The following is a 22,544-nucleotide window of genomic DNA, read 5'->3' on the forward strand; positions in this document are numbered from 1 at the left end:
CGACCATGCACGACAAGATCCTGATCCTCGACTTCGGCTCGCAGGTCACGCAGCTCATCGCGCGGCGCGTGCGCGAGGCGCACGTCTATTGCGAGATCCATCCGAACGACGTGTCGGACGCCTTCATCCGCGGCTTCGCGCCGAAGGCGGTGATCCTGTCGGGCAGCCACGCCAGCACGTACGAGGCGCACGAGCTGCGCGCGCCCCAGGCGGTGTGGGAGCTCGGCGTGCCGGTGCTCGGCATCTGCTACGGCATGTTCACGATGGTCGTGCAGCAAGGCGGCGAGGTCGAGGCCAGCACCCATCGCGAGTTCGGCTATGCCGAGGTGCGTGCGCACGGTCATACCGCGCTGCTGAAGGGCATCGAGGACTTCTCGACGCCCGAGGGCCACGGCATGCTGAAGGTCTGGATGAGCCACGGCGACAAGGTGACCAAGCTGCCGCCCGGCTTCAAGCTGATGGCCTCGACGCCGGCGTGCCCGATCGCCGGCATCGCCGACGAATCGCGCGGCTACTACGCGGTGCAGTTCCACCCGGAGGTCACCCACACGGTGCAGGGCAGGGCGCTGCTCGAGCGCTTCGTGCTCGGGATCGCGAAGGCCAGGCCCGACTGGGTCATGGGCGACTACATCGAGGAAGCCGTCGCGCGCATTCGCGAGCAGGTCGGCGGCGAAGAAGTGATCCTGGGCCTGTCGGGCGGCGTCGACTCGAGCGTCGCCGCCGCGCTGATCCACCGCGCGATCGGCGACCAGCTCACCTGCGTCTTCGTCGATCACGGCCTGCTGCGGCTGAACGAGGGCGCGATGGTGATGGAAATGTTCGCCGGCAAGCTGCATGCGAAGGTCGTGCATGTCGATGCAAGCGAGCAGTTCCTCGGTGCACTGGCCGGCGTGAGCGACCCCGAGGCCAAGCGCAAGATCATCGGCCGCGAGTTCGTCGAAGTCTTTCAGCGCGAGGCCGGCAAGCTCGAGCACGCGAAATGGCTCGCGCAAGGGACGATCTACCCCGACGTGATCGAGTCCGGCGGCGCCAAGACGAAGAAGGCCACGACGATCAAGAGCCATCACAACGTCGGCGGCCTGCCCGAGACCCTGGGTCTGAAGCTGCTCGAGCCGCTGCGCGAACTGTTCAAGGACGAGGTGCGCGAGCTGGGCGTCGCGCTCGGGCTCCCGCCGGCGATGGTCTACCGGCATCCCTTCCCCGGGCCGGGCCTGGGCGTGCGCATCCTCGGCGAGGTACGCCGCGAGTACGCCGATCTGCTGCGCCGCGCCGACGCGATCTTCATCGAGGAACTGCGCAGCACGCTCGATCCGGTCAGCGGCAAGAACTGGTACGAGCTGACGAGCCAGGCCTTCGCCGTCTTCCTGCCGGTCAGGAGCGTCGGCGTGATGGGTGACGGCCGCACCTATGAATGGGTCGTCGCGCTGCGTGCGGTGCAGACCAGCGACTTCATGACCGCCGACTGGGCGGAGCTGCCGCACGCACTGCTCAAGCGCGTGTCGAGCCGCATCATCAACGAGGTGCGCGGCATCAACCGCGTGACCTACGACGTGAGCAGCAAGCCGCCGGCGACCATCGAGTGGGAGTGATCGAGTGCGTGAGCATCACGCGCCGGGATCGGCGCCGGGGCAGGCGGCTCTGCCCGGCTTCGACAACGCGGACGACGCGGCAACCACGGCGCCGGACGACGTCGAGCGGCAGCAAGCCCGCACGCTCTTCTTCGCGCTGCGGCCCGACGCACCCACGCTCGAGGCACTCGAGGCGCGACGCCGATCGATCCGGCTCGAGCACCGGCTCGGGGGCAGTGACATCGACGCCGAGCGCCTTCACGTCACGCTGTACTTCGTCGCAGGCGGCGTCGGTGCCTTGCCGGCCGCGATGGTCGAAGGCTCGCGTGCGGTCGCTTCCGGCATCGCCGGCAAGCCTTTCGACGTCGTGCTGGACGGCCTCGTCACGTTCGCGACCGGCAAGGAACGCGAGCCGCTGGTGCTGCTGGCCTCCGAAGCCGCGAACCCTGCGTTGCTGCTGTTCCAGCAGCGGATCGCGGCGGCGATGACGGCGGTCGGCCTGAAGTCGCCGCTCGGCCGGCGCTTCACACCGCATCTCACGCTGCTCTACGACGCACGACGCGTCGCGCAGCAGGCGACCGAGCCGATCCGCTGGACCGCCCGGGAGCTGCTGCTGATCGAGAGCCTGACGGGCAAGCAAGTGCATCGCGTGCTCGGGCGCTGGCCGGTCGGCGCCGCGGCCTGACCGGTCGGCTTTCACCGGGAGCCGACGGCAGAATGCGATGGCGGCCGGATTCGCCGGCCTCCTTCCTGCTCCCATGCGCATTGCTTTCGGACTGCTGAGCCTCGTCGTCGTGCTGTCGGTCGTCGGCCTGCTCGTGAAGCGTTCGCTGTCCGGGCTGTCGTCGGCACCGTCGCAGGCATCGAGCACTTCCACCCACGACGCGACGGTGCGCGTCCCGCAAGAGCTGCCTCGCAAGGTGGCCGAAGACGTCGGCAAGCTGATGCAGCAGGCGCCGCGGCGCCCCGGGGATGCCGAGCGATGAACGGCCCCGAGCAGCTGCGCCGCGACGAGGCCGCGATGCGCCTCGCGCTGGACCAGGCCCACAACGCCTGGCTCGTCGGTGAAGTGCCGGTGGGCGCGGTGATCGTGCGCGAGGTCGACGGCGTGCAGCAGGTCGTCGCGACCGGCTACAACCGCCCGATCACCACGCACGACCCGACGGCCCACGCGGAGATCGTCGCCTTGCGCCACGCCGCGCAGCTGCTCGGCAACTACCGGCTGCCCGACTGCGCGCTCTACGTGACGCTGGAGCCCTGCGCGATGTGCGCGATGGCGCTGATGCACGCGCGCTTCAAGCGCGTCGTCTTCGCCGCGCGCGACCCGAAGACGGGCGCGGCCGGCTCGGTCGTCGATCTGTTCGGCGAGAGCCGGCTCAACCATCACACCGAATGGCACGGCGGCGTGCTCGCCGACGCCTGTGGCCTGCTGCTGCGCGACTTCTTCGCCGAGCGCCGCGCCCAGCGCCGCCGCGAACGCGAGGAAGCCCGCGACGCCGGCCGGCGCGAGGCCGTCGCGCGCTTCGAGGACAGCGACTTCGACATCGTCGAAGTGATCGAGATGGACCCGCGCACGATCGCGCGCGGCCTGCCCGAGACCTGATGGCCGACCCCACGGCGCCGTCGCTCGTCGTCTTCGCGCCGTCGGGCGTGATGCTCGACCGCCCGGCCGCACGGCGCGCGGTCAAGCACCTGCGCTCGCTCGGCTTCGACGCGGTACTCGATGCCGACGCGCTTGCGCGTCATCAGCGCTTCGCCGGCGACGACGCGACGCGGCTGGCCGCACTGCACCGCGTCGCCGACGCCGCGCCGTCGGTCGCGCTCGCGCTGCGCGGCGGCTACGGGCTCACGCGTCTGCTCGACCACATCGATTGGCGTCGCATCGCGACGAGCATCGAACGCGGCACGCGCTGGGTCGGCCACAGCGACTTCACCGCGCTGCATCTGGCGGCGATGGCCCACGGCGCCGTCGTCGCGCCTCCCGCCCGGCATCGTCGCCACGAGCATGCACATGGCGACTGCGGCGGCCTCTGGGCCGGGCCGCTTGCCCACGACGACTTCAGCCGCACGGCCGAGCAGGGCGGCATCGACGACGTGACCGAAGGCTGCTTCGTCGAGGCGATGCACGGCGAGCTCGAAGCCGTTGGCTTTCGCACCGAAGCCGGCTTCGACGGCCTCGAAGCGCGGGGCGTGCTCTGGGGCGGGAACCTCACGGTGTTGCTTGCGTTGCTGGGCACGCCGCACTTTCCTCAAGTGAAGCAGGGCGTGCTTTTCCTCGAGGACGTCAACGAGCGCACCTACCGCACCGAACGCAACCTGCTTCAACTGCACCAGTGCGGTGTACTGGACCGGCAGCGTGCCATCTTGTTGGGCGCGTTCAGTGCAGTGCCGCCGCCGACGGCGATGGACCGGGGCTACCGACTGCGCGGGGTGATCGACCACCTGCGCACGCTGACGAAGACGCCGATCCTTACCGGGCTGCCGTTCGGACATGTGCCGACGAAGATCAGCCTGCCGGTGGGGCGGCGTGTGCTCGTGCGTGTCGAAGGACGCAACGTGCTCATCGGCTGGGCAGCGGCGTGACGGTCTAGGCCCAGCTCATTGGGTTGGCTTCACAGCGCCTGCTCGAAGCTGCGAACGGCTTCGAGTACGTGCTTGATGGCCTGCTTCTCGACCGCCGTGAGATGAGGGTTCCAGCAGTCCATGAGCAGCACCACCCGAGGATGCTCGGAGCGGTTCCATGCCTCGTGCTCGTAGGTGTCGTCGAACATCACCAGACGACCTTCCTGCCAGCGGTGCTCGCCGACGGCCAGGAGGTTGAGCGCACAGCCCTCCGGCACGATCAGCGGCAAGTGCATCACGACGCGGGCGTTGCTGACGCCGAAGTGCGGCTTGATCGTGGTGTGCGGCGCCAGCACCGAGAAGCAGATTTCGGGCGCTTCACCCTCGATGCGAAAGAGCTCCACGCTCTCGAGCGCGGCGCTGGTGGCAGGGCATCGCGCGAGGTTGTTGTCGTAGCGCTGGCCATGGCGATAGAAGAAGAAGGCGTCCCACGCGAGTTGCCCAGCCGGGCCGCTCAGGTGGCTGAGATCGCCCGACGGCATGAAGCTCGGCAGCCGCTCGCCGCTGGCTAGCAAAGCCATCGCTTCGCGTCGGATCGCGGGGTAGGCGTCAGTCAGCGCCGCGGCCCAAGGCTGCAAGGACGGCTCGAGGTAGGGCTCTTCGGGCAGGTCCGGGATGTAGAGCGACTTGGGCCGCTGTGCGGTGCCCGCAGGCAGCGCGACGATGTCGCCGAGCAGATCGGCGACACCGCGATCGACACGCTGCAGCGCAGCGTCCCCATGCTCCCGTCGCACCGCCTCGTAGGACGCTCGCACGATTCGTTTGCGCACGTGAGCGGCGGCTTCTCGGGCCTGCAGGACGAACGCTCGCAGTTGCGGAGGTGTGCTGGCGTCGTCCACCCACTGGCCTCTTCGGCGTGCCTGCTGCAGCGCCTGGTTGAAGGCACGCGCGCTGCCGTCGGTGTCGCCAAGACTTTGTCTCGACTGCGCCAGGGCCAACCAAGCCAGCGGCAGATGAGGGTCGCTGCGTGCACCGGCTTTCAGCGCGCTTTCGAGCACCTGCTGCGCCGTACTCAGATCGCCGGCCATGCCAAGGCCATGCGCGTGACGCAGGGCCAGTTCAAGGTCTGCTGGTGCGTCGACCTGCGCACGACGAAGGAAGGCGAGCGCACGCTCGATGTCAGCGCGATCACTTGCCAGGCCGGCCAAGGCGAGGAGGCTCTCGCGATGGCTCGGCATCACCTCGAGCGCCTTGATGAAGAGCAACTCGGCCTGCACCACTTCGCCGCTCCGCAAGGCTTGCTCGCCCTGCGCTGCGAGCTGGCTTGCCAAGCGACGGGAAAGATCGGCCATGGTGTTCAAGCGCAGGGTGTTAGCACGGTGCCCATGGTGCCGTTGTCACGTGGGTGTCTATGCCGTTGCCGGCCGCCAACGCCGCAACGATCCGAGCGGCGTCACTCGAGGTCCCGATTGGCGCGGCCACTCGCCATGGCTTATCGCCCGGCAAGCCGCGTGGATGTTGGTTTTCCACGTTTCTCGACCACGCGCTTGGTTCGGCTTCGAAGAACCTCTCCAACTTCGCTTGGTGAACTCCCTAGAGGTCAGCTCATGGCCCCGCATGACAAATTGAAGACTCAAGCGCATGCGACCGATCGCTGCTCGACGAGGCGTGGCATGAGCCCTGCTTTGGGCGGGGGGCCAACGGATGCGGTTCGGCTTTCCGCCAGTCAAGGATGCGGTTGCGACGAGTCGTCATGCGCGGACCATCTTCACCTCAGGAGTCGTTCATGTTCAAACGTACCAAGCTCTCTGCCAGTTTGCTGGTCATCTTCGGCGGCGCCGTAGCCTCGACGCCGGCGTTGGCGCAGCAGCAGTTGGACCGCGTGGAGATCACCGGTTCCGCCGTCCGGCGAATCGACGCCGAGGCTTCATTGCCGGTGTTGGTCCTCAAGCGCGAGGAGATCGAGAAGACGGGAGCCACCTCGGTCGTCGACCTGCTGCAGAAGCTGCCCGGCGTGCAGGGCGCGACCACCGAAGGTACGAGCGTGGGCGGCGGTGGGGCGGGATTCGCGGGCATCTCGATCCACAACATCGGCGAGACCCGCACGCTGGTGCTGCTGAACGGGCGCCGTCTGGCGCAATTCGGCGGCCAGACGCTGACGGGCTCGGCGGCGGCGGTGGACCTCAACACCATTCCGATGGCGGCCATCGACCGCGTCGAGATCCTGACCGACGGCGCGTCGGCGCTCTACGGCTCAGACGCCATTGCCGGCGTGGTGAACTTCATCACCCGTCGCAACAGCCAGGCCGGTGACATCACGATCGGCGCATCGGCGCCGAAGGGCGGGGGCGAGGAAGCCCGCTTCAGCTTGTCCAAGGGCTTCGGCAACCTCGACAGCGACGGCTTCAATGTGCTGTTCGCGCTGAGCGCCGACAAGCGCCAGAAGCTCGACTCCACCGATCGCCGCTACGCCAAATCGGCGCTGGTGCAGTTCGATTACCAGGGCCGGCGGTACCAGCTGCTGAACCCCACCATCCGCGGCGTGCCGGCCAACGTGACCGACGATGCCGGCGACATCGTCAGCCCGTTCTTCCTGGCCAACGGCTCTTGCCCCGCCCAGCACATCCCCGTGCTTGATCCGGCCACCGGCAAGACCTACTGCTCGTTCGACTTCGTCGCGGAGCTGGAGATCTACCCCGAGCGCGAGCGCCAGAGCTTCATGGCTTCCGGCAGCCTGAAGCTCGGGGACAACCACACGCTGTTCGCCGACGCACTCGTGGCGAGTACAGAAAACACGGCGCGCATCGCCGGTACCACTGCGTCGATCGCAATCCCTGCCGGCTCCGCGCTGCACGACCAGTACCTCGTGCCAGTGGGCATCACCGGGGACACCGTTGCCTCGTGGCGCGGCAAGGACTTGGGCAAGCGCACCGACATCAACAAGTCCGACTTCAACAACTTTGTGTTGGGCATGCAGGGCTTGCTCGCGAATTGGGACTACAAGACCTCGGTCTCCTATTCCGAGAGCGACTACAAGAACAACATCTCCGGCTACCCGGGGGGACTGGCCCTTAATCGCTTGGCGGCTAGCGGCCTCGTCAATCCCTTCGTGGGGCCGGGGCAGCAATCGGCAGCCGGCCTGGCAGCCATCGAAGCTGCGGTCTATCGCGGTTACTGGGACGGCGGCAAGTCGCGCCTGACCGCATTCGACGCTTCGGGTTCAAGGGAGCTGATGCAGTTGGCCGGCGGCCCCTTGTCCATCGGCACCGGCGTGAGCTACTACAAGGAGAAGTTCCAAGGCCGACCCAGCCTTTTCGCGCAAGGGCGCCTCGCGAATCCGGTGACAGGCACGCTGTGCGACCCTGCCATCACCGACACGACCAACCCCTTGGCCTGCGATCAGCGAGCAGGAGACGAGGCCGCCATCGTTCCTTACGGGGCGGACCGTGACTCCTACGGCGTCTTCGCCGAGTTGGTTGCGCCTGTCGCCAAGTCGCTCGAACTCACAGCGGCCGTGCGCTACGACAAATACTCCGACGTGGGTGGCACCTCGAACGGCAAGGCCAGCTTCCGCTGGACTCCGGTGGGCGGCTTCCTTCTGCGCGGTTCGGTGGGCACCGGCTTCAAGGCCCCGACGGTGCCGCAACTCAATGCCAGCCCGCAGCCCTTCGGCGTGACGGGCGGCAACTACGCCTGCACGCCCGAGCTGCTCGCCATCGCGACCAGCCTGGGCGCCCAGTGCCGCCCGGGCAGCACGCAGTACGACGTGATCGCCGGCGGCAACAAGGAGCTGAAGCCCGAGAAGTCGCGGCAGGTGTCGATCGGCGCGGTGTTCGAGCCGACGCCCGCGGTCTCGCTCGGGGCGGATCTCTGGAGCGTCGCCATCCGCGATGCCTTCGGGCAGATCGCGGAAGAAGAGGCGTTTCGCAGCCCCACCTCCTACAGCACCTGGACCACGCTGCGCGAGAACTCTTCAGGGATCACCTACCTCGCGCTCAACCAGGGCAACGTGAACCTGGGCAAGGAGTACTACACCGGCGTGGACTTCAATCTGGTTGGACGCACCAAAGGTGAGCTTGGGGCGCTTACCAGCCAGATCGTCGCGACCTACATGCTGCGCGAGGAAAAGCAACTGCTTCCGAACGGTCCCTACTACAGCGCCATCGGCAACAACAACGAGTCGCTTGGGACGGCCACCTTCCGCTGGCAGGGCCGCTGGACCACGACCCTGGCGACGAACAACTTCCAGCACACGCTGCAGTTCAACTTCAAGTCCGGCTACACCGACGCGCTCGTCGAAGCGGAGGAACTGGATGCCAGCGGCCAAGGCACCGGCAACTTCGAAGATGTCCGACTTCGCGTGAAGAAGTACGTGACGCTCGACTGGCAGACCAAGTGGCAGGCGACCAAGCAGTTCTCGCTGACGGGGGGCGTCCTGAACCTGACCGACAACAAGCCGCCGTTGAGCCTGGCGCAGGGCGGCCTCGGCAAGGGGCAGATGTTCGGTTATGACGACCGCTACTACGACGCGAGAGGTCGGACCGTCTATCTGAACGCAAGCTACGCGTTCTGAGCAGTCCAGCGGCGGGCAGGGCACGGGGTGCTTAGGCACCTCGTGTCTCGTGTCGCGCCGATTCGGCAGGCCGTCGCGGGTGCGTTGCGAGACGCTAAAGTCTCGCAGCGGAGTCGCTTGTGGCAGTCCCTCCTCACGGACGAATTGCCAGCAGGTTGCCGCTGCCCGTAAGCCAGCGGCCAAGCCTGGGATCCGACTTGGTCCCGCCTTCTTCGGTGCAGCGAAGCGTCGTACCGCGGCTTGCCTTCATTCCACTCCTTTTTCCGGAGATCTCATGCTTCGCTTCGTTGTCTCCCGCTCCCGCATGTCGGCTGCGGCGTTGGTGTGGATCGCGCTGTCGGTTCTTCCGTTCCAGACCAGCAACGCGCAGCAGACACCAGCTTCTGCGCCCGAAGCCGCTGCCCCCGCTGTGGCACCGGCCGCCCCCGTCACGCCGCCCGCCGCCGCCCCGGCTTCGGTGGACAACCCCTACGGGCTCGAAGCCCTGTGGAGGGGCTCGGACGCGGTGGCCAAATCGGTGCTTGTGATCCTGGTGATCATGAGCATGGGCAGCTGGTACATCATCGTCGTCAAGCTCATCGAGCAGGCCAAGATCAAGCGCCAGGCCAAGCTTGCGGCCAAGAGCTTCTGGACTTCGGGCAGCGTTCGCCAGGGCGCCGACACTCTCGAGGCCCAGAGCCCCTTCCGCTTCATCGCCGAAGCCGGCCTCGACGCCACCAAGAAGCATGACGGCCTCCTGGAGCACGTCGACCTGAACAGCTGGCTCACCATGAGCATTCAGCGCGCGATGGAGCGCGTGCAGAGCCGTCTGCAGGACGGCCTGGCCTTCTTGGCCACCGTCGGTTCCACCGCCCCCTTCGTGGGCCTGTTCGGCACCGTCTGGGGCATCTACCACGCGCTCACCGCCATCGGCGTTGCCGGCCAGGCCAGCATCGACAAGGTCGCCGGTCCCGTGGGAGAGGCCTTGATCATGACCGCCATCGGCCTGGCCGTCGCCGTGCCCGCCGTGCTTGGCTACAACTGGCTCGTGCGCAGGAACAAGGGCTCGATGGACGACGTGCGGGCCTTCGGCAACGACCTGTACGCGGTGCTGCTGTCCACGACGGCCTCCAACGCCGCGACCGCCGGCAGCGCCGCCGCGAAGAGGGCCTGAACATGGCCATGAGCGTCGGTCCCGCCGACGGCGAGGACGAAGTCGTCTCGGCCATCAACACCACGCCGCTGGTCGACGTGATGCTGGTGCTGCTGATCATCTTCCTCATCACCATCCCCGTCGTCACCACCTCCATTCCGGTGCAGCTGCCCAAGGAGACCATCCAGGTCCGCGAGAGCAAGCCCGAGAACATCATCATCAGCGCCGACGCCTCCGGCGCCATCTACTGGTACGACGCGCGCCTGCCCGGCACCCAGGCGCTGGTGGACCGGCTCAAGAAGGTCGCGGTGATGAAGCCGCAGCCCGAAGTGCAAATCCGCGGCGACCTCGCGGCGAAGTACGACGCGGTGGGCAAGATCGTCTACGCCTGCCAGCGGGCCGGCATCGCCAAGGTGTCGTTCATCACCGAGCCGCCGCCGCGTGGTGGTTGAGAAGGAGCCTGAACCATGGGCATGAACGTCGGAAGCTCCTCGGGCGACAGTGAACCCGAGGTCATGATGGACATCAACACCACGCCGCTGATCGACGTGATGCTGGTGCTGCTGATCATGCTGATCATCACCATCCCGATCCAGCTGCACGCGATCAACCTCGACCTGCCCACCGGCACGCCGCCGCCGCAGACGGTGCAGCCGCAGATCGTCAAGATCGACATCGACGAGAAGAACCAGATCTTCTTCAACGCCGAGCCGGTGGCGACGATGCAGGACGTGGACTACCGGTTGAGCGAGATCGCCAAGCTCGACTTCGCCAGCCAGCCCGAGCTGCACCTGCGGCCGAACAAGGACGCACGCTACGACGTCGTCGCCGGCGTGATGGCGAGCGTGCAGCGCTACGGCCTGACCAAGTTCGGCATCGTCGGGGCCGAACAGTTCATCGAATGAAGACCCCAGGCCGCGCTCGCGAGGCTCGGCTGCGAGCCGTCTGAAGGAAGACCCCTGGCATGGACCTGACCTACGGAGAACACCAGCCGCCCACGCGCCGCCTGATCGGGCTGGCCGCGGTGGTGCTGCTGCACATCTTCATCTTCTACGCGCTGGTCACGGGCCTGGCGCGCGACGTCGTCGAGATCGTCAAGAAGCCGCTCGAGACGAAGATCATCGTGGAGCTGCCTCCGCCGCCTCCGCCTCCCCCTCCGCCGCCACCGCCGCCACCGAAGGAAATCGTCAAGCCGCAGGCGCCGAAGGTCGAGGCGCCGCCGCCCCCCTATGTGCCGCCTCCGGAAATCCAGGTCGCGCCGAGCCCTGCGCCGCCGATCACCGTGGCGCCGGAGCCGCCGAAGGTCGAATACAAGATCGAGGCGCCGCCGCCGCCGGCACCGCCTGCAGCACCGGCGCCGAGCCGCAGCGACATCGGCGTGGTCTGCCCGACGCAGGTCAAGCCGGAGCTGCCGCGCAAGGCGCTGCAGGACGGCACCTCGGGCGTCGTCAGGGCGCAGGCCCGCATCGGCGGCGGCGTGGTCAAGGAGGTGACGATCCTCTCCGGCCCGCGCGTCTTCCACGCCGCGGTGAAAGCGGCGATGGGCCAGTACAAGTGCGTCACCGGCGGTGAAGACGTGATCGCCGTGCAGGAGTTCGAGTTCAAGATCGAGTAGCGATGGCCGCAGCGGCTCGGCTCGGCGGCCGTTGCGAAGCGAAGCGCCTGCGCATCACGGGCCTGCGCAGGCGGCGCCGAAAGGCGCAGCGCTTCTCAGGCGATCGCGTCGAGCAACTCGCTCTCGATCTCGAGCTGCCGCTTCGTCTGGCGCAGCGGTGCGCCGTCGATCAGGAAGGTGTCCTCGACGCGCTCTCCGAGCGTGGATACCTTCGCAAGCTGCAGATTGAGCTGGTGGCGCGCGAGCACGCGCGCGATCGCGTAGAGCAGCCCCGAGCGGTCGCTGGCCGAGATGCTGAGCAGCCAGCGCTGCGCCCGCTCGTCCGGCCGCAGCGTGACCCGCGGCGTGACCGGGAACGACCGCACGCGGCGTGACAGCCGGCCGCGGCTCGGCTCGGGCAGCGGTCCTTCGGCCGCGAGCGCCGCGGCGAGTTGGTGCTCGACCAGCGAGATCAGGTCACGGTAGTTGACCGCCAGATCCACATGCGGCGACACCACCTGGAAGGTGTCGAGCGCGTAGCTGTTCATCGTGGTGTGGATCTTCGCGTCGAGGATGCTGAACGCGGCGCTGTCGAAGTAGCCGCAGATGCGCGCGAAGAGATCGGGCTGGTCGGGTGCATACACGAGCACCTGGAGACCTTCGCCGACGCTCGAGGGCCGCGCGCGCACGATCGCCTTGCCTTCGTCGATGTGCGCGTGGAGCGCGCGAGCGTGCCACGCGATGTCGGCGGCGTCATGGCGCAGGAAGTAGCTGAGCTCGAGCGTCTTCCACAACGGCGCGTGCACCCCGGCGGGCAGCGAATAGAGGTTGAGCACGTGCAGCGCCTCCTGCCTTCGCGCTTCGATCTCGCTTTCGGTGCCGGGCTTCGCGCCGCCGAGAGCGCGCAGGCATGCGCGGTACAGATCCTCGAGCAGCTTGCCCTTCCAGGCGTTCCAAACCTTCGGGCTCGTGCCGCGGATGTCGGCCACCGTCAGCAGGTAGAGCGCAGTCAAGGTGCGCTCGTCGCCGACCTTCGCCGCGAAGCCTTCGATCACCGCGGCGTCCGACAGATCTTCCTTCTGCGCGATGCGGCTCATCGTCAGGTGCTCCTTGACGAGGAACTCGATCAGCCGCGCATCGGCACGCTCGATGCCGTGATCGCGGCAGAAGCGCCGCACCTCGGCCGCGCCGAGGTCGGAGTGATCGCCGCCCCGGCCCTTGGCCACGTCGTGGAACAGGGCGGCGACGTACAGCACCCACGGCCGCTCGAAGCCGGTGGCCAGCTGTGAGCAGAACGGGTACTCGTGTGCGTGCTCGGCGATGAAGAAACGGCGCACGTTGCGCAGCACCATCAGGATGTGCTGGTCCACCGTGTAGACGTGGAAGAGGTCGTGCTGCATTTGCCCGACGATGCGGCGGAACACCCAGAGATAGCGGCCCAGCACCGACGTCTGGTTCATCAGCCGGAAGGCATGGGTCTGGCCGCCTTCCGGCGACTGCAGGATCTGCATGAACAGCGCGCGGTTCGCCGGATCGCGCCGGAAGGCGCCGTTCATCACCTCGCGCGAGTTGTAGAGCGCGCGCAGCGTGCGCGCCGACAAGCCCTCGATGCCGCCGGTGCGCTGGTAGGTCAGGAAGGTCTCGAGCACACGCTGCGGCTCGCGCTGGTAGAGATCGTCGCGCGCGACCTCGAGCATGCCGCCGCGGTCGAGGAAGTGCTCGTCGATCGGCCGCATCGGCGTCGCGCCGGTGCCGGCGATGCGCTCCTCGATGTTGAGCATCACGATCTGGTTGAGCTGCGTCACCGCCTTGGCCGCCCAGTAATAGCGGTGCATCAGCGCTTCGGAGGCCCGCCGCTCGCGCGTGCTGCGCAAGGCGAAGCTTTCGGCGACCGCGGTCTGCAGATCGAACACGAGCCGGTCCTCGCGGCGACCCGCCATCATGTGCAGCCGCGCGCGAATCAGCTTGAGCAAGCCTTCGTTGCGCTGCAGCTGCTTGGCCTCGAACGGCGTGATCAGCCCCCTGGCGGCCAGCGCGCTCCAGCTCTTGCCGAGGCCCGCGGCGCGCGCGACCCAGATCAGCAGCTGCAGATCGCGCAGGCCGCCCGGGCTCTCCTTGCAGTTCGGCTCCAGCGAATAGGGCGTGTCCTCGTACTTGGTGTGGCGCTGGCGCATCTCGAGCGTCTTCGCGCGGAAGAAGGCCTGCGGGTCCAGCCCCGCGGCATGCGCGCGCCGGAACTCGTCGAACAGCCTGCGCGAGCCGCACAGGAAGCGCGCTTCGAGCAGGGCGGTCTGCACCGTCACGTCGCGCTCCGCTTCGGCGACGCACTCCTCGACGGTGCGCACGCTCGAGCCGATCTCCAGGCCGATGTCCCAGCAGGCGGTGATGAAGCCGCCGATCGATGACCTCGAGGCGTCGTTGTCGCCGCCGGGAGAGGCGGGCAGCAGCACCAGGACATCGACGTCGGAGTGCGGGAACAGCTCGCCACGACCATAGCCGCCCACCGCCAGCAGCGCCGCCCCCTTGGGCATCAGCGCGTGCTGCCACAAGTGCAGCAGCGTCGCGTCGACATGACGCGCCAGGCCGCGGATCAGCTGCATCGCCGCCGGCGCGGTGGGCCGGTTGGCACGAAAGCGCTCGATGAGCGCGGCCTTGCCGTCGCGCAGACGCGCGCGGAGGGTGGGCACCGCGGGTGTCGCCGCGGCCTCGGGGCGGGGCACCGCGACCACGGCGCGAGTCCTGCGCGAGACCGCGCCTCAGGCGGTGGCGGCGGCCAGCGCCTGCGGCGCCTTCGGGCTGCCGGCCGAGACCGTCAGCACCTCGTAGCCGGTCTCGGTGACGAGCACCGTGTGCTCCCACTGCGCCGAGAGCGAGCGGTCCTTGGTCACGATGGTCCAGCCGTCGCCCAGCTCCTTGATTTCGCGCCGGCCGGCGTTGACCATCGGCTCGATCGTGAAGGTCATGCCCGGCACCAGTTCTTCGAGGGTGCCCGGGCGGCCGTAGTGCAGCACCTGCGGCTCCTCGTGGAACCTGCGGCCGATGCCGTGGCCGCAGAACTCCCGCACGACGCTGTAGCCCTGGCGCTCGGTGAAGGTCTGGATCGCGTGGCCGATGTCGCCGAGCCGCACGCCGGGCTTCACCTTTTCGATGCCGCGCCACATCGCTTCGTAGGTGAGCTGGCACAGCCGCTTCGCGGCGATGGAGCCTTCGCCGACGAGGTACATGCGGCTCGTGTCGCCGTGCCAGCCGTCCTTGATGACGGTGACGTCGATGTTGACGATGTCGCCGTTCTTCAGCGGCCGGTCGTTCGGGATGCCGTGGCAGACCTGGTGGTTGACCGAGGTGCAGATCGACTTCGGATAGGGCGTGTAGCCGGCCGGCGCGTAGTGCAGCGGCGCGGGGATGCCGCCTTGTACTTCGGTGATGTGCTTGTGCGCGAGCGCGTCGAGTTCGTCGGTGGTAATGCCCGGCCTGACGTGCGGCGTGAGCATGTCCAGCACCTCGGAGGCAAGGCGTCCGGCGACGCGCATGCCCTCGATGTCTTCGGCGCTCTTGATCGTGATCGGCATAGGGCGCGAAGTATCTCATCGGCCCCATAAAATCGCGGGCTCGCAGGGCATGCGCGGCAAGCGCGCCGCGGTGTTCCGGCCCACCGTCCTGCACGTCGTCCCGCCCGCCAGCCAACCTTCGGCGAACCATGCACCGCCCCACGCTCACCTGCTTCGAAGGCGGCCTCGCGCTGTCGGACTTCCGCGCGCGCGCGCTCCTCGAACGGCTGCAGGCGGCGTGCCCTCGACTCGCCGCGGTCGAGGCCCGGTTCGTGCACTGGGTCGCGAGCACGGGCGAGCTGCCGCGCGAGGCGCACGACAAGCTGCGCGCACTGCTGAACTACGGCGAGCCGGCCCGCGTCGAGGCGGCCAAGCAGGCCGAGCGCGTCGTCGTGATGCCGCGGCTCGGGACCGTCTCGCCCTGGGCCAGCAAGGCGACCGACATCGCGCACAACTGCGGGCTCGACGTGCTGCGCGTCGAGCGCGTTGTCGAGTACACGCTGCCGGTGAAGAGCGGGCTGCTCGGGGGCGCGAAGCCGCTGTCGGATGCCGAACGGCGGGCGGTCGCCGCGCTCGTGCACGACCGCATGACCGAGAGCGTGGCCTTCGAGCGCGCGGCCGCGGCGCACCTGTTCGACGCGCAGCCGGGCCGGCCGATGGAAACCGTCGACGTGCTCGGGCTGGGCCGCGCCGCGCTGGTGGCCGCGAACCGGGACTTCGGCCTGGCGCTGAGCGACGACGAGATCGACTACCTCGTCGAGGCTTTCAGGGGCCTTGCGCGCAACCCGACGGACGTCGAGCTGATGATGTTCGCGCAGGCCAACAGCGAGCACTGCCGCCACAAGATCTTCAACGCGCAGTTCACCATCGACGGCGCGGCGCAGGAACACTCGATGTTCCAGATGATTCGCCACACGCACCACAGCGCGCCGCAATACACCGTGGTGGCCTACAGCGACAACGCGGCGGTGATGGAAGGCGGCCCGATCGAGCGCTGGCTGCCGCGGGGCTACACGAACGCGCCGGCGTACGGGGCACGCGCCGAGACGGCGCACGTGCTGATGAAGGTCGAGACGCACAACCACCCGACGGCGATCTCGCCCTTCGCCGGCGCGAGCACCGGTGCCGGCGGCGAGATCCGCGACGAAGGAGCGACCGGCCGCGGCGCGCGGCCCAAGGCCGGGCTGACCGGCTTCAGCGTGTCGAACCTGCATCTGCCGGGCACGAGCGAGCCCTGGGAACGCGAGCCCTACGGCAAGCCCGCGCACATCGCGAGCGCGCTGCAGATCATGGTCGAGGGCCCGCTGGGCGGCGCGGCGTTCAACAACGAATTCGGCCGGCCGAACCTCGCCGGCTACTTCCGCGTGTACGACCAGGCTGTGCCGATCGGCGAGGGCCGCGTGCAGCGCCGCGGCTACCACAAGCCGATCATGATCGCCGGAGGCATCGGCACGGTCAGCGATGGCCAGACGCACAAGATCGCGTTTCCCGCCGGCACGCTGCTGATCCAGCTCGGCGGTCCCGGCATGCGCATCGGCATGGGCGGGGGTGCCGCCAGCTCGATGAGCGCGGGCAGCAACACCGCCGCGCTGGATTTCGACTCGGTCCAGCGCGGCAATCCCGAGATCCAGCGCCGCGCGCAGGAGGTCATCAACCACTGCTGGGCGCTCGGCCCGACGAACCCGATCCTCGCGGTGCACGACGTCGGCGCCGGCGGCCTGAGCAACGCCTTCCCCGAGCTGGTCAACGACGCCGGCCGTGGCGCGCGCTTCGATCTTTCCAAGGTGCCGCTCGAAGAAAGCGGCTTGGCGCCGAAAGAGATCTGGTGCAACGAGAGCCAGGAGCGCTACGTCCTCGCGATCGCGCCCGAAAGCCTGCCGCTGTTCGAGGCGATGGCGGCGCGCGAGCGTTGCCCCTTCGCGGTGGTCGGCGTCGCCAGCGCCGAACGGCAGCTGAAGCTCGAAGACCACGGTGCGCCGACGCAGCCGATCGACATGCCGATGGACGTGCTGCTGGGCAAGCCGCCGAAGATGCATCGCGACGCCAAGCGCGCGCCGCCGGCCGGCGCGCCGCTGGACTTGAGCGGCATCGACTTGAAGGAGGCCGCCTTCGCGGTGCTGCGCCATCCGACCGTCGCGTCGAAGCGCTTCCTCGTCACGATCGGCGACCGCACCGTCGGCGGGCTTAGCCACCGCGATCCGATGGTCGGCCCGTGGCAGGTGCCGGTCGCCGACTGCGCGGTGACGCTGGCCGACTACGCCGGCCTGCGTGGCGAGGCGTTCGCCGTGGGCGAACGCACGCCCGTCGCGGTGCTCGACGCGCCGGCCGCCGGCCGCATGGCGGTCGGCGAGGCGATCACCAACCTGCTGGCGGCGCCGATCGAGCTCGCGCGCGTCAAGCTGAGCTGCAACTGGATGGCTGCCTGCAGCGACGATCCGTCGAACCCGGGCGACGATGCGGCGCTGTACGACACCGTCCGCGCGGTCGGGCTCGAGCTGTGCCCGGCGCTCGGGATCTCGGTGCCGGTCGGCAAGGATTCCCTGTCGATGCGCACGCGCTGGCAGGACGACGCTGGCGCCGCGAAGCAGGTGACGGCACCGGTCTCGCTGATCGTCAGCGCCTTCGCGACCTTGGCCGACGTGCGCGGCACGCTGACGCCGCAGCTTGATCGAGCCACCGACACCTCGCTGCTGCTCGTCGACCTCGGCGCCGGGCGCAACCGGCTGGGCGCGTCGATGCTCGCGCAGGTCAGCGGGCAGACCGGCCGCGCAGAGGTCGACGGCGTGCCGGACCTCGACGATCCGCAGCGACTCGTCGGTTTCGTGCGCGCGATCAACCGCCTGCGCGCCGAAGGCAGGCTGCTCGCGTACCACGACCGCAGCGACGGGGGCCTCTGGGCGACGGTCTGCGAAATGGCCTTCGCCGGTCACTGCGGCGTGTCGCTCAACATCGACCTGCTGGTCACCGAAGGCGACGGCATCGGCGACAGCCGCATGGACGTGGGCGACGCGAAGAACTGGGCGTTGCAGACGGCCGAGCGCCGCAAGCAGATGAGCCTGAAGGCGCTGTTCGCCGAAGAGCTCGGCGCGGTGATCCAGGTGCGCACCGCCGACCGCACGGCCGTGATGCAGGTGCTGCGCGAGGCCGGCCTGTCGAAGCACAGTCACGAGATCGGCAAGCCGAACGATCGCGGCGTCGTCGAGGTCTGGCGCGACACCAAGGCGATCTTCTCGGCGCCGCTGCGCGATCTGCATCAGGCCTGGGACGAGGTGAGCTGGCGCATCGCGAAGCTGCGCGACCACCCCGGCTGCGCCGATGCGGAGCACGAAGCCGCCGGCGCGATCGACGACCCCGGCTTGCATCAGCACCTGAGCTTCGACGCCGCCGAGGACGTCGCCGCGCCCTTCTTGAATCTGGCGCGGCCCAAGCTCGCGATCCTGCGCGAGCAGGGCGTCAACTCGCACCTCGAGATGGCGTACGCGATGGACCGCGCCGGCTTCGAGACCTACGACGTGCACATGAGCGACCTGCAGACCGGCCGCGCGCGGCTGGACATGTTCACCGGCTTCGTCGCCTGCGGCGGCTTCAGCTACGGCGACACGCTCGGCGCCGGCGAGGGCTGGGCGCGCTCGATCCTGTTCAATCCCGGGCTCGCCGAGGCCTTCGCCGCGTTCTTCGCGCGCGATGCGAGCTTCGCGCTCGGCGTGTGCAACGGCTGCCAGATGATGGCGGCGCTGAGCCCGCTGATCCCGGGCGCCGACGCCTGGCCGAAGTTCGTGCGCAACGCCAGCGAGCAGTTCGAGGCGCGGCTTTCGATGGTCGAGGTGCTCGACTCGCCGTCGATCTTCTTCAGCGGCATGGCCGGCAGCCGGCTGCCGGTGGCGGTGGCGCACGGCGAGGGCCGGGCCGACTTCTCCCAGCGCGGCGATCCGGCCAAGGTGCAGCGCGCGCTGCGCTTCGTCGATCACCACGGCCGCCCGACCGAGGCCTATCCGTTCAACCCGAACGGCAGCGCCGGGGGATTGACGGCGGTCACCACGCCCGACGGCCGCTACACCGTGCTCATGCCGCACGCCGAGCGCGTGTTCCGCAACGCGCAGATGAGCTGGTCGCCGGGGGATGCGGCCAAGCCGAGCCCGTGGATGCGGATGTTCGCCAACGCAAGGCGTTGGCTCGGTTGAAGCGCGCGGCGTTGGCTCGCCCAAGCGACGAGGCGCCGGCCCGAGCGCGCTTCGACCGCCTCGACGCGCTGCGCGGCGCGGCCATCGTCTGGATGGTGGTTTTCCACTTCGGCTTCGACCTCGCGCACTACCGGCTCATCGACGCCGACTTCTACCGCGACCGGTTCTGGCTCGTGCAGCGCACGCTCATCGTCAGCCTGTTCCTGCTGTGCGCCGGCATCGGCCAGGCGGTCGCCGCGCGGCAGGGTCAGCGCTGGCCGCGCTTCTGGCGGCGCTGGGCGCAGGTGGCCGGCTGCGCCGCACTGGTGAGCGCCGGCAGTGCACTGATGTTTCCGCAGAGCTGGATCAGCTTCGGCGTGCTGCACGGCATGGCGGTGATGCTGATCGCCGCGCGCATCGTCGCGCCCTGGGCCTTGCGGCCGGGCGGCTGGCGGCTCGTCGTGCTGCTGGCGGCCGGCATCGTGGCGGTGCTGCTGCCTTCGTTCGTGCAGCACGCCTTCTTCGACACGCGGGCGACGAACTGGCTCGGCCTCGTCACGCGCAAGCCACGCACCGAGGACTGGGTGCCGGTGCTTCCCTGGCTCGGCGTGATGCTTTGGGGGGTCGCCGCCGGTGCCTGGGCGCTGAAGCGGCGGCCGGGCCTGCTTGCCGGCGCGATCGGGCGGCCGTTGCAGCCGCTCGCGATGCTGGGGCGGTGGAGCTTGAGTGTCTACATGCTCCACCAGCCGGTGCTGATCGGCGCGATCCTCGGCGGCATCGCGCTGATCGGCCGGTGACGATCAGTTCGATGCGCTGCCGAACTTGTAGTCCGTCTTCGCCTTCTTCTGCAGCTCGTCGCGGAAGGCGGCGAGCTTTTGCTGCTGCAGCCGCTGCTGGATCTGCGGCTTGACCTCGGCGAGCGGCGGGAACTGCGCGTCGCGCACGTCCTCGAGCTTGAGGATGTGCCAGCCGAACTGGCTCTTCACCGGCGCGTCGGTCGTCTGGCCCTTCTGCAGCTTGGTCATGGCCTGCGAGAACTCGGGCACGTAGCTGCCCGGGCCGGCCCAGTCAAGGTCGCCACCCTTGGCGGCCGAACCCGGGTCCTTGCTCTTGCTCTTGGCGATTTCCTCGAAGTTGCCGCCGGCCTTCAGCTGCGCGGTGATCGACTTCGCGTCCTCTTCCTTCTCGACAAGGATGTGGCGCACCTTGTATTCCTTCTCCGCGGTGGCCTGCGCCTTGAACTTGTCGTACTCGGCCTGGATGTCCGCGTCGCTGATCTGGTTCTTCTTCTGGAAGTCGGTGAACAGCTCGCGGATCAGGATGCTCTGGCGCGCCAGCTCCATCTGCACGCGGTACTCGGCGCTCGCCGGCAGCCCGCGGCGCTCGGCCTCCTGCACGAAGATCTCGCGCAGCACGATCTCGTCCTTGACCTGCTGCTCGGTGCCGGGCGGGATCTGCTGGCCCTGGGTTTCGGCCTGCTTCTTCACCTGTTCGTAGAGCTGGTCCGCGCGCGCCTTGGGCACCGGCTTGCCGTTGACGGTGGTGATGTTCTGGGCCAGCGCCGGCGCGGCCAGGCCGCAGGCCAAAGCAGCGGCGAGGACGAGTCGATGAGGGGCGGGGAAGAGCGTCATGCTTGTGATCCGGTGTACAGGAAGGGGAGCAAGTGTAGGCGTCGGTCCTGCGCGGTCCGGGCCGTGAAACACCTCGCGACGAGTGCGGTTCGGGGCAACCGCCGGACCCGATTCGACGGCCCCGGCGACGCTTGGTTCAGTGCGAGGCCGCCTCGGCCGGACTCAGTGCGGTCAGCGCCAGCGCATGGATGCCGCGCTGCATCCATGCGCCCAGCGCGTCGTGCACCAGCCGGTGCCGGGCGATGCGCGAAAGGCCGTCGAAGCGCTCGCTGACGATGCGCACGCCGAAGTGCCGGCCCTCGCGCGCGCCTGCGTGGCCGGCATGCAGGTGGCTGTCGTCGCGCACCTCGAGCAGGCTGGGCGCGAAGGCCTCGCGCAGCCGGGCTTCGAGCGCCACGGCGCTGACCGCAGGCTCACTCATCCCCGGGCTTCAGGTGCCGGCTCAGGTAGACGCCCTGGGCCAGCGTGAAGGCAATCATCAGGCCGACTCCGCCGAAGAGCTTGAAGTTGACCCAGGTGTCGGTCGAGAACGCATAGGCCACGTAGAGGTTCAACAGGCCCATGAACGCGAAGAACGCGATCCACATGAAGTTCAGCGTGCGCCAGGCGGCCGGCGGCAGCGTGATCTGCGCGCCCATCAGGCTCTGCAGCAGGTTGCGGCCGAAGACAGCCTGGCTGATCCACAGCGCGGTGCCCATCACCCAGTACAGCACGCTGGGCTTCCACTTGATGAAGGTCTCGCTGTGGAACCACACCGTCGCGCCGCCGAGCAGGGTGACGAGCGCGAGGCTCACCCACAGCATCGTGTCGACCTTGCGCCGCAGCGCCAGCAGCACCACGATCTGCGCCAGCGTCGCCGCGATCACCACCAGGGTCGCCAACAGCACGGGCGCCTCGCCCGCGCCGACGATGCCGCCCTTGACGAGCGCGCCGAAGTGCTGGGTCGCGAACGCCGCCGCCGCGTCGGGATTCGCCTCGCCGAACTTGAATGCGACGAAGAACAGGATGATCGGCAGCAGGTCGAACAGGAGCTTCATCGTGGCGTGGTGGGCGGCGCGAGCACCTCGGGCTTGAAGTCGATCGAGGCGCTGTTGATGCAGAAGCGTTCGCCGGTCGGCTCGGGGCCATCGTCGAACACGTGCCCGAGATGGGCGCCGCAATTCTGGCAGCGGACTTCGACGCGGACCATGCCGTGCGTCCGGTCGATCACCCGCTCGACGATGCCGGCCTTCAGTGCCGCGGAATAGCTGGGCCAGCCGCAGCCGGCGTCGAACTTCGTGTCCGACGCGAACAGCGGCTCGCCGCAGCACACGCAGGCGTAGCTGCCGCGCTCCCAGTGGTCCCAGTACTTGCCGGTGAACGCGCGCTCGGTCGCGGCGCGACGGGTCACCTCGAACTGCGTCGCATCGAGTTGCGCACGCCAGTCGGCGTCGGACTTCTTGACGGGGTAGTCGCTCATGATGAACAGGAGACCTCCAGTTGCCGGGCCCAGTCGGGCGGGAACGCGGCGTCGGCCGCGTGCTCGGGCTGTTCGTCGTAGGGCCGACGCAGAACTTTCAGCAAGCGCTGCGTTTCGCCGAAGTCGCCTTGCGCCGCGGCGCGGATCGCGTTCTCGGCGAGATGGTTGCGCAGCACGAACTTCGGGTTCGCGGCGTCCATGCGGGCGCGCCGCTCGGCGCTGGGGCCGCCTTCGAGCCCGATGCGTCCGGCGTAGCGCGCGGCCCAGGCATCGAAGGCGGCACGGTCGATGAACAAATCGCGCGCCGGCTGCGCGTC

At 68.7% G+C, this 22,544-nt stretch carries 19 protein-coding genes and 1 pseudogene; 12 read left to right on the forward strand and 8 right to left on the reverse strand.

The features are described 5' to 3' along the window. Window positions 1–5 precede the first annotated feature (5 nt). The 5 genes from guaA to VFR90_RS11415 are packed head-to-tail and all read left to right on the forward strand — an operon-like array spanning window position 6 to window position 4,151. Window positions 6–1,589, forward strand: coding sequence for a glutamine-hydrolyzing GMP synthase (guaA, locus tag VFR90_RS11395; protein WP_326406254.1), 1,584 nt, complete (start codon window positions 6–8; stop codon window positions 1,587–1,589). Between the two features lie 4 nt (window positions 1,590–1,593). Further along, window positions 1,594–2,253, forward strand: coding sequence for a 2'-5' RNA ligase family protein (locus VFR90_RS11400; RefSeq protein WP_326406255.1), 660 nt, complete (start codon window positions 1,594–1,596; stop codon window positions 2,251–2,253). A 37-nt stretch (window positions 2,254–2,290) separates the two neighbouring features. Then, window positions 2,291–2,554, forward strand: a complete 264-nt coding sequence (locus VFR90_RS11405) for a hypothetical protein (RefSeq protein ID WP_326406256.1) — start codon at window positions 2,291–2,293, stop codon at window positions 2,552–2,554. Further along, window positions 2,551–3,171: a tRNA adenosine(34) deaminase TadA gene (gene tadA, locus VFR90_RS11410; RefSeq protein ID WP_326406257.1), complete on the forward strand. Its 621-nt coding sequence runs from the start codon at window positions 2,551–2,553 to the stop codon at window positions 3,169–3,171. Before VFR90_RS11405 ends, tadA begins: the two co-directional genes overlap by 4 nt. After that, entirely contained in the window at window positions 3,171–4,151 is a 981-nt protein-coding gene (locus VFR90_RS11415) for an LD-carboxypeptidase (protein WP_326406258.1), read from the forward strand. Before tadA ends, VFR90_RS11415 begins: the two co-directional genes overlap by 1 nt. A 29-nt stretch (window positions 4,152–4,180) precedes the next feature. On the opposite strand, the gene VFR90_RS11420 is transcribed toward VFR90_RS11415, so the two are convergent. Continuing rightward, the gene (locus tag VFR90_RS11420; protein ID WP_326406272.1) at window positions 4,181–5,482 is read right to left on the reverse strand and encodes an aspartyl/asparaginyl beta-hydroxylase domain-containing protein; all 1,302 of its coding nucleotides are present in this window, start codon (window positions 5,480–5,482) and stop codon (window positions 4,181–4,183) included. Window positions 5,483–5,916: 434 nt separating this feature from the next. On the opposite strand from VFR90_RS11420, the gene VFR90_RS11425 reads away from it, so the two are divergent. The 5 genes from VFR90_RS11425 (at window position 5,917) to VFR90_RS11445 (ending at window position 11,450) form a co-directional block, all read left to right on the forward strand. Beyond that, on the forward strand, window positions 5,917–8,703 hold the full coding sequence (locus tag VFR90_RS11425) for a TonB-dependent receptor (RefSeq protein ID WP_326406259.1): 2,787 nt from the start codon (window positions 5,917–5,919) through the stop codon (window positions 8,701–8,703). 304 nt (window positions 8,704–9,007) lie between these two features. Next, on the forward strand, window positions 9,008–9,856 hold the full coding sequence (locus tag VFR90_RS11430) for a MotA/TolQ/ExbB proton channel family protein (RefSeq protein WP_414676527.1): 849 nt from the start codon (window positions 9,008–9,010) through the stop codon (window positions 9,854–9,856). Window positions 9,857–9,858: 2 nt separating this feature from the next. After that, a complete protein-coding gene (locus tag VFR90_RS11435; RefSeq protein WP_326406261.1) occupies window positions 9,859–10,287 on the forward strand; it encodes an ExbD/TolR family protein in 429 nt (142 codons plus the stop codon). A 15-nt stretch (window positions 10,288–10,302) separates the two neighbouring features. Next, window positions 10,303–10,740, forward strand: a complete 438-nt coding sequence (locus VFR90_RS11440; RefSeq protein WP_326406262.1) for an ExbD/TolR family protein — start codon at window positions 10,303–10,305, stop codon at window positions 10,738–10,740. Between the two features lie 59 nt (window positions 10,741–10,799). Then, a complete protein-coding gene (locus tag VFR90_RS11445; protein WP_326406263.1) occupies window positions 10,800–11,450 on the forward strand; it encodes an energy transducer TonB in 651 nt (216 codons plus the stop codon). 95 nt (window positions 11,451–11,545) lie between these two features. On the opposite strand, the gene VFR90_RS11450 is transcribed toward VFR90_RS11445, so the two are convergent. Together VFR90_RS11450 and map are read right to left on the reverse strand one after the other, a co-directional pair. Continuing rightward, window positions 11,546–14,158: a [protein-PII] uridylyltransferase gene (locus VFR90_RS11450; protein ID WP_326406264.1), complete on the reverse strand. Its 2,613-nt coding sequence runs from the start codon at window positions 14,156–14,158 to the stop codon at window positions 11,546–11,548. Between the two features lie 27 nt (window positions 14,159–14,185). Continuing rightward, a complete protein-coding gene (map, locus tag VFR90_RS11455; protein ID WP_326406265.1) occupies window positions 14,186–14,998 on the reverse strand; it encodes a type I methionyl aminopeptidase in 813 nt (270 codons plus the stop codon). Between the two features lie 128 nt (window positions 14,999–15,126). On the opposite strand from map, the gene purL reads away from it, so the two are divergent. Next, window positions 15,127–19,158, forward strand: coding sequence for a phosphoribosylformylglycinamidine synthase (gene purL, locus VFR90_RS11460; protein ID WP_326406266.1), 4,032 nt, complete (start codon window positions 15,127–15,129; stop codon window positions 19,156–19,158). An 11-nt stretch (window positions 19,159–19,169) separates the two neighbouring features. Further along, the gene (locus VFR90_RS11465) at window positions 19,170–19,934 is read left to right on the forward strand and encodes a heparan-alpha-glucosaminide N-acetyltransferase (RefSeq protein ID WP_326406267.1); all 765 of its coding nucleotides are present in this window, start codon (window positions 19,170–19,172) and stop codon (window positions 19,932–19,934) included. A gap of 3 nt (window positions 19,935–19,937) precedes the next feature. Here VFR90_RS11465 and VFR90_RS11470 read toward each other — a convergent pair whose 3' ends face one another. The 5 genes and pseudogenes from VFR90_RS11470 to VFR90_RS11490 form a co-directional block, all read right to left on the reverse strand. Continuing rightward, on the reverse strand, window positions 19,938–20,768 hold the full coding sequence (locus VFR90_RS11470; protein ID WP_326406268.1) for a peptidylprolyl isomerase: 831 nt from the start codon (window positions 20,766–20,768) through the stop codon (window positions 19,938–19,940). A 136-nt stretch (window positions 20,769–20,904) separates the two neighbouring features. Continuing rightward, window positions 20,905–21,189: a BolA family protein gene (locus tag VFR90_RS11475; protein WP_326406269.1), complete on the reverse strand. Its 285-nt coding sequence runs from the start codon at window positions 21,187–21,189 to the stop codon at window positions 20,905–20,907. Then, on the reverse strand, window positions 21,182–21,805 hold the full coding sequence (locus VFR90_RS11480; RefSeq protein WP_326406270.1) for a septation protein A: 624 nt from the start codon (window positions 21,803–21,805) through the stop codon (window positions 21,182–21,184). Before VFR90_RS11480 ends, VFR90_RS11475 begins: the two co-directional genes overlap by 8 nt. Then, window positions 21,802–22,227, reverse strand: a complete 426-nt coding sequence (msrB, locus tag VFR90_RS11485) for a peptide-methionine (R)-S-oxide reductase MsrB (protein WP_326406271.1) — start codon at window positions 22,225–22,227, stop codon at window positions 21,802–21,804. The genes VFR90_RS11480 and msrB overlap by 4 nt, the downstream gene beginning before the upstream one ends. Continuing rightward, a pseudogene (locus VFR90_RS11490) lies at window positions 22,224–22,544 on the reverse strand (hypothetical protein); the annotation flags it as partial. The gene msrB and the pseudogene VFR90_RS11490, both read right to left, overlap by 4 nt.

Source organism: Methylibium sp. (genome assembly GCF_035762065.1).
Lineage (GTDB): Bacteria > Pseudomonadota > Gammaproteobacteria > Burkholderiales > Burkholderiaceae_C > Methylibium.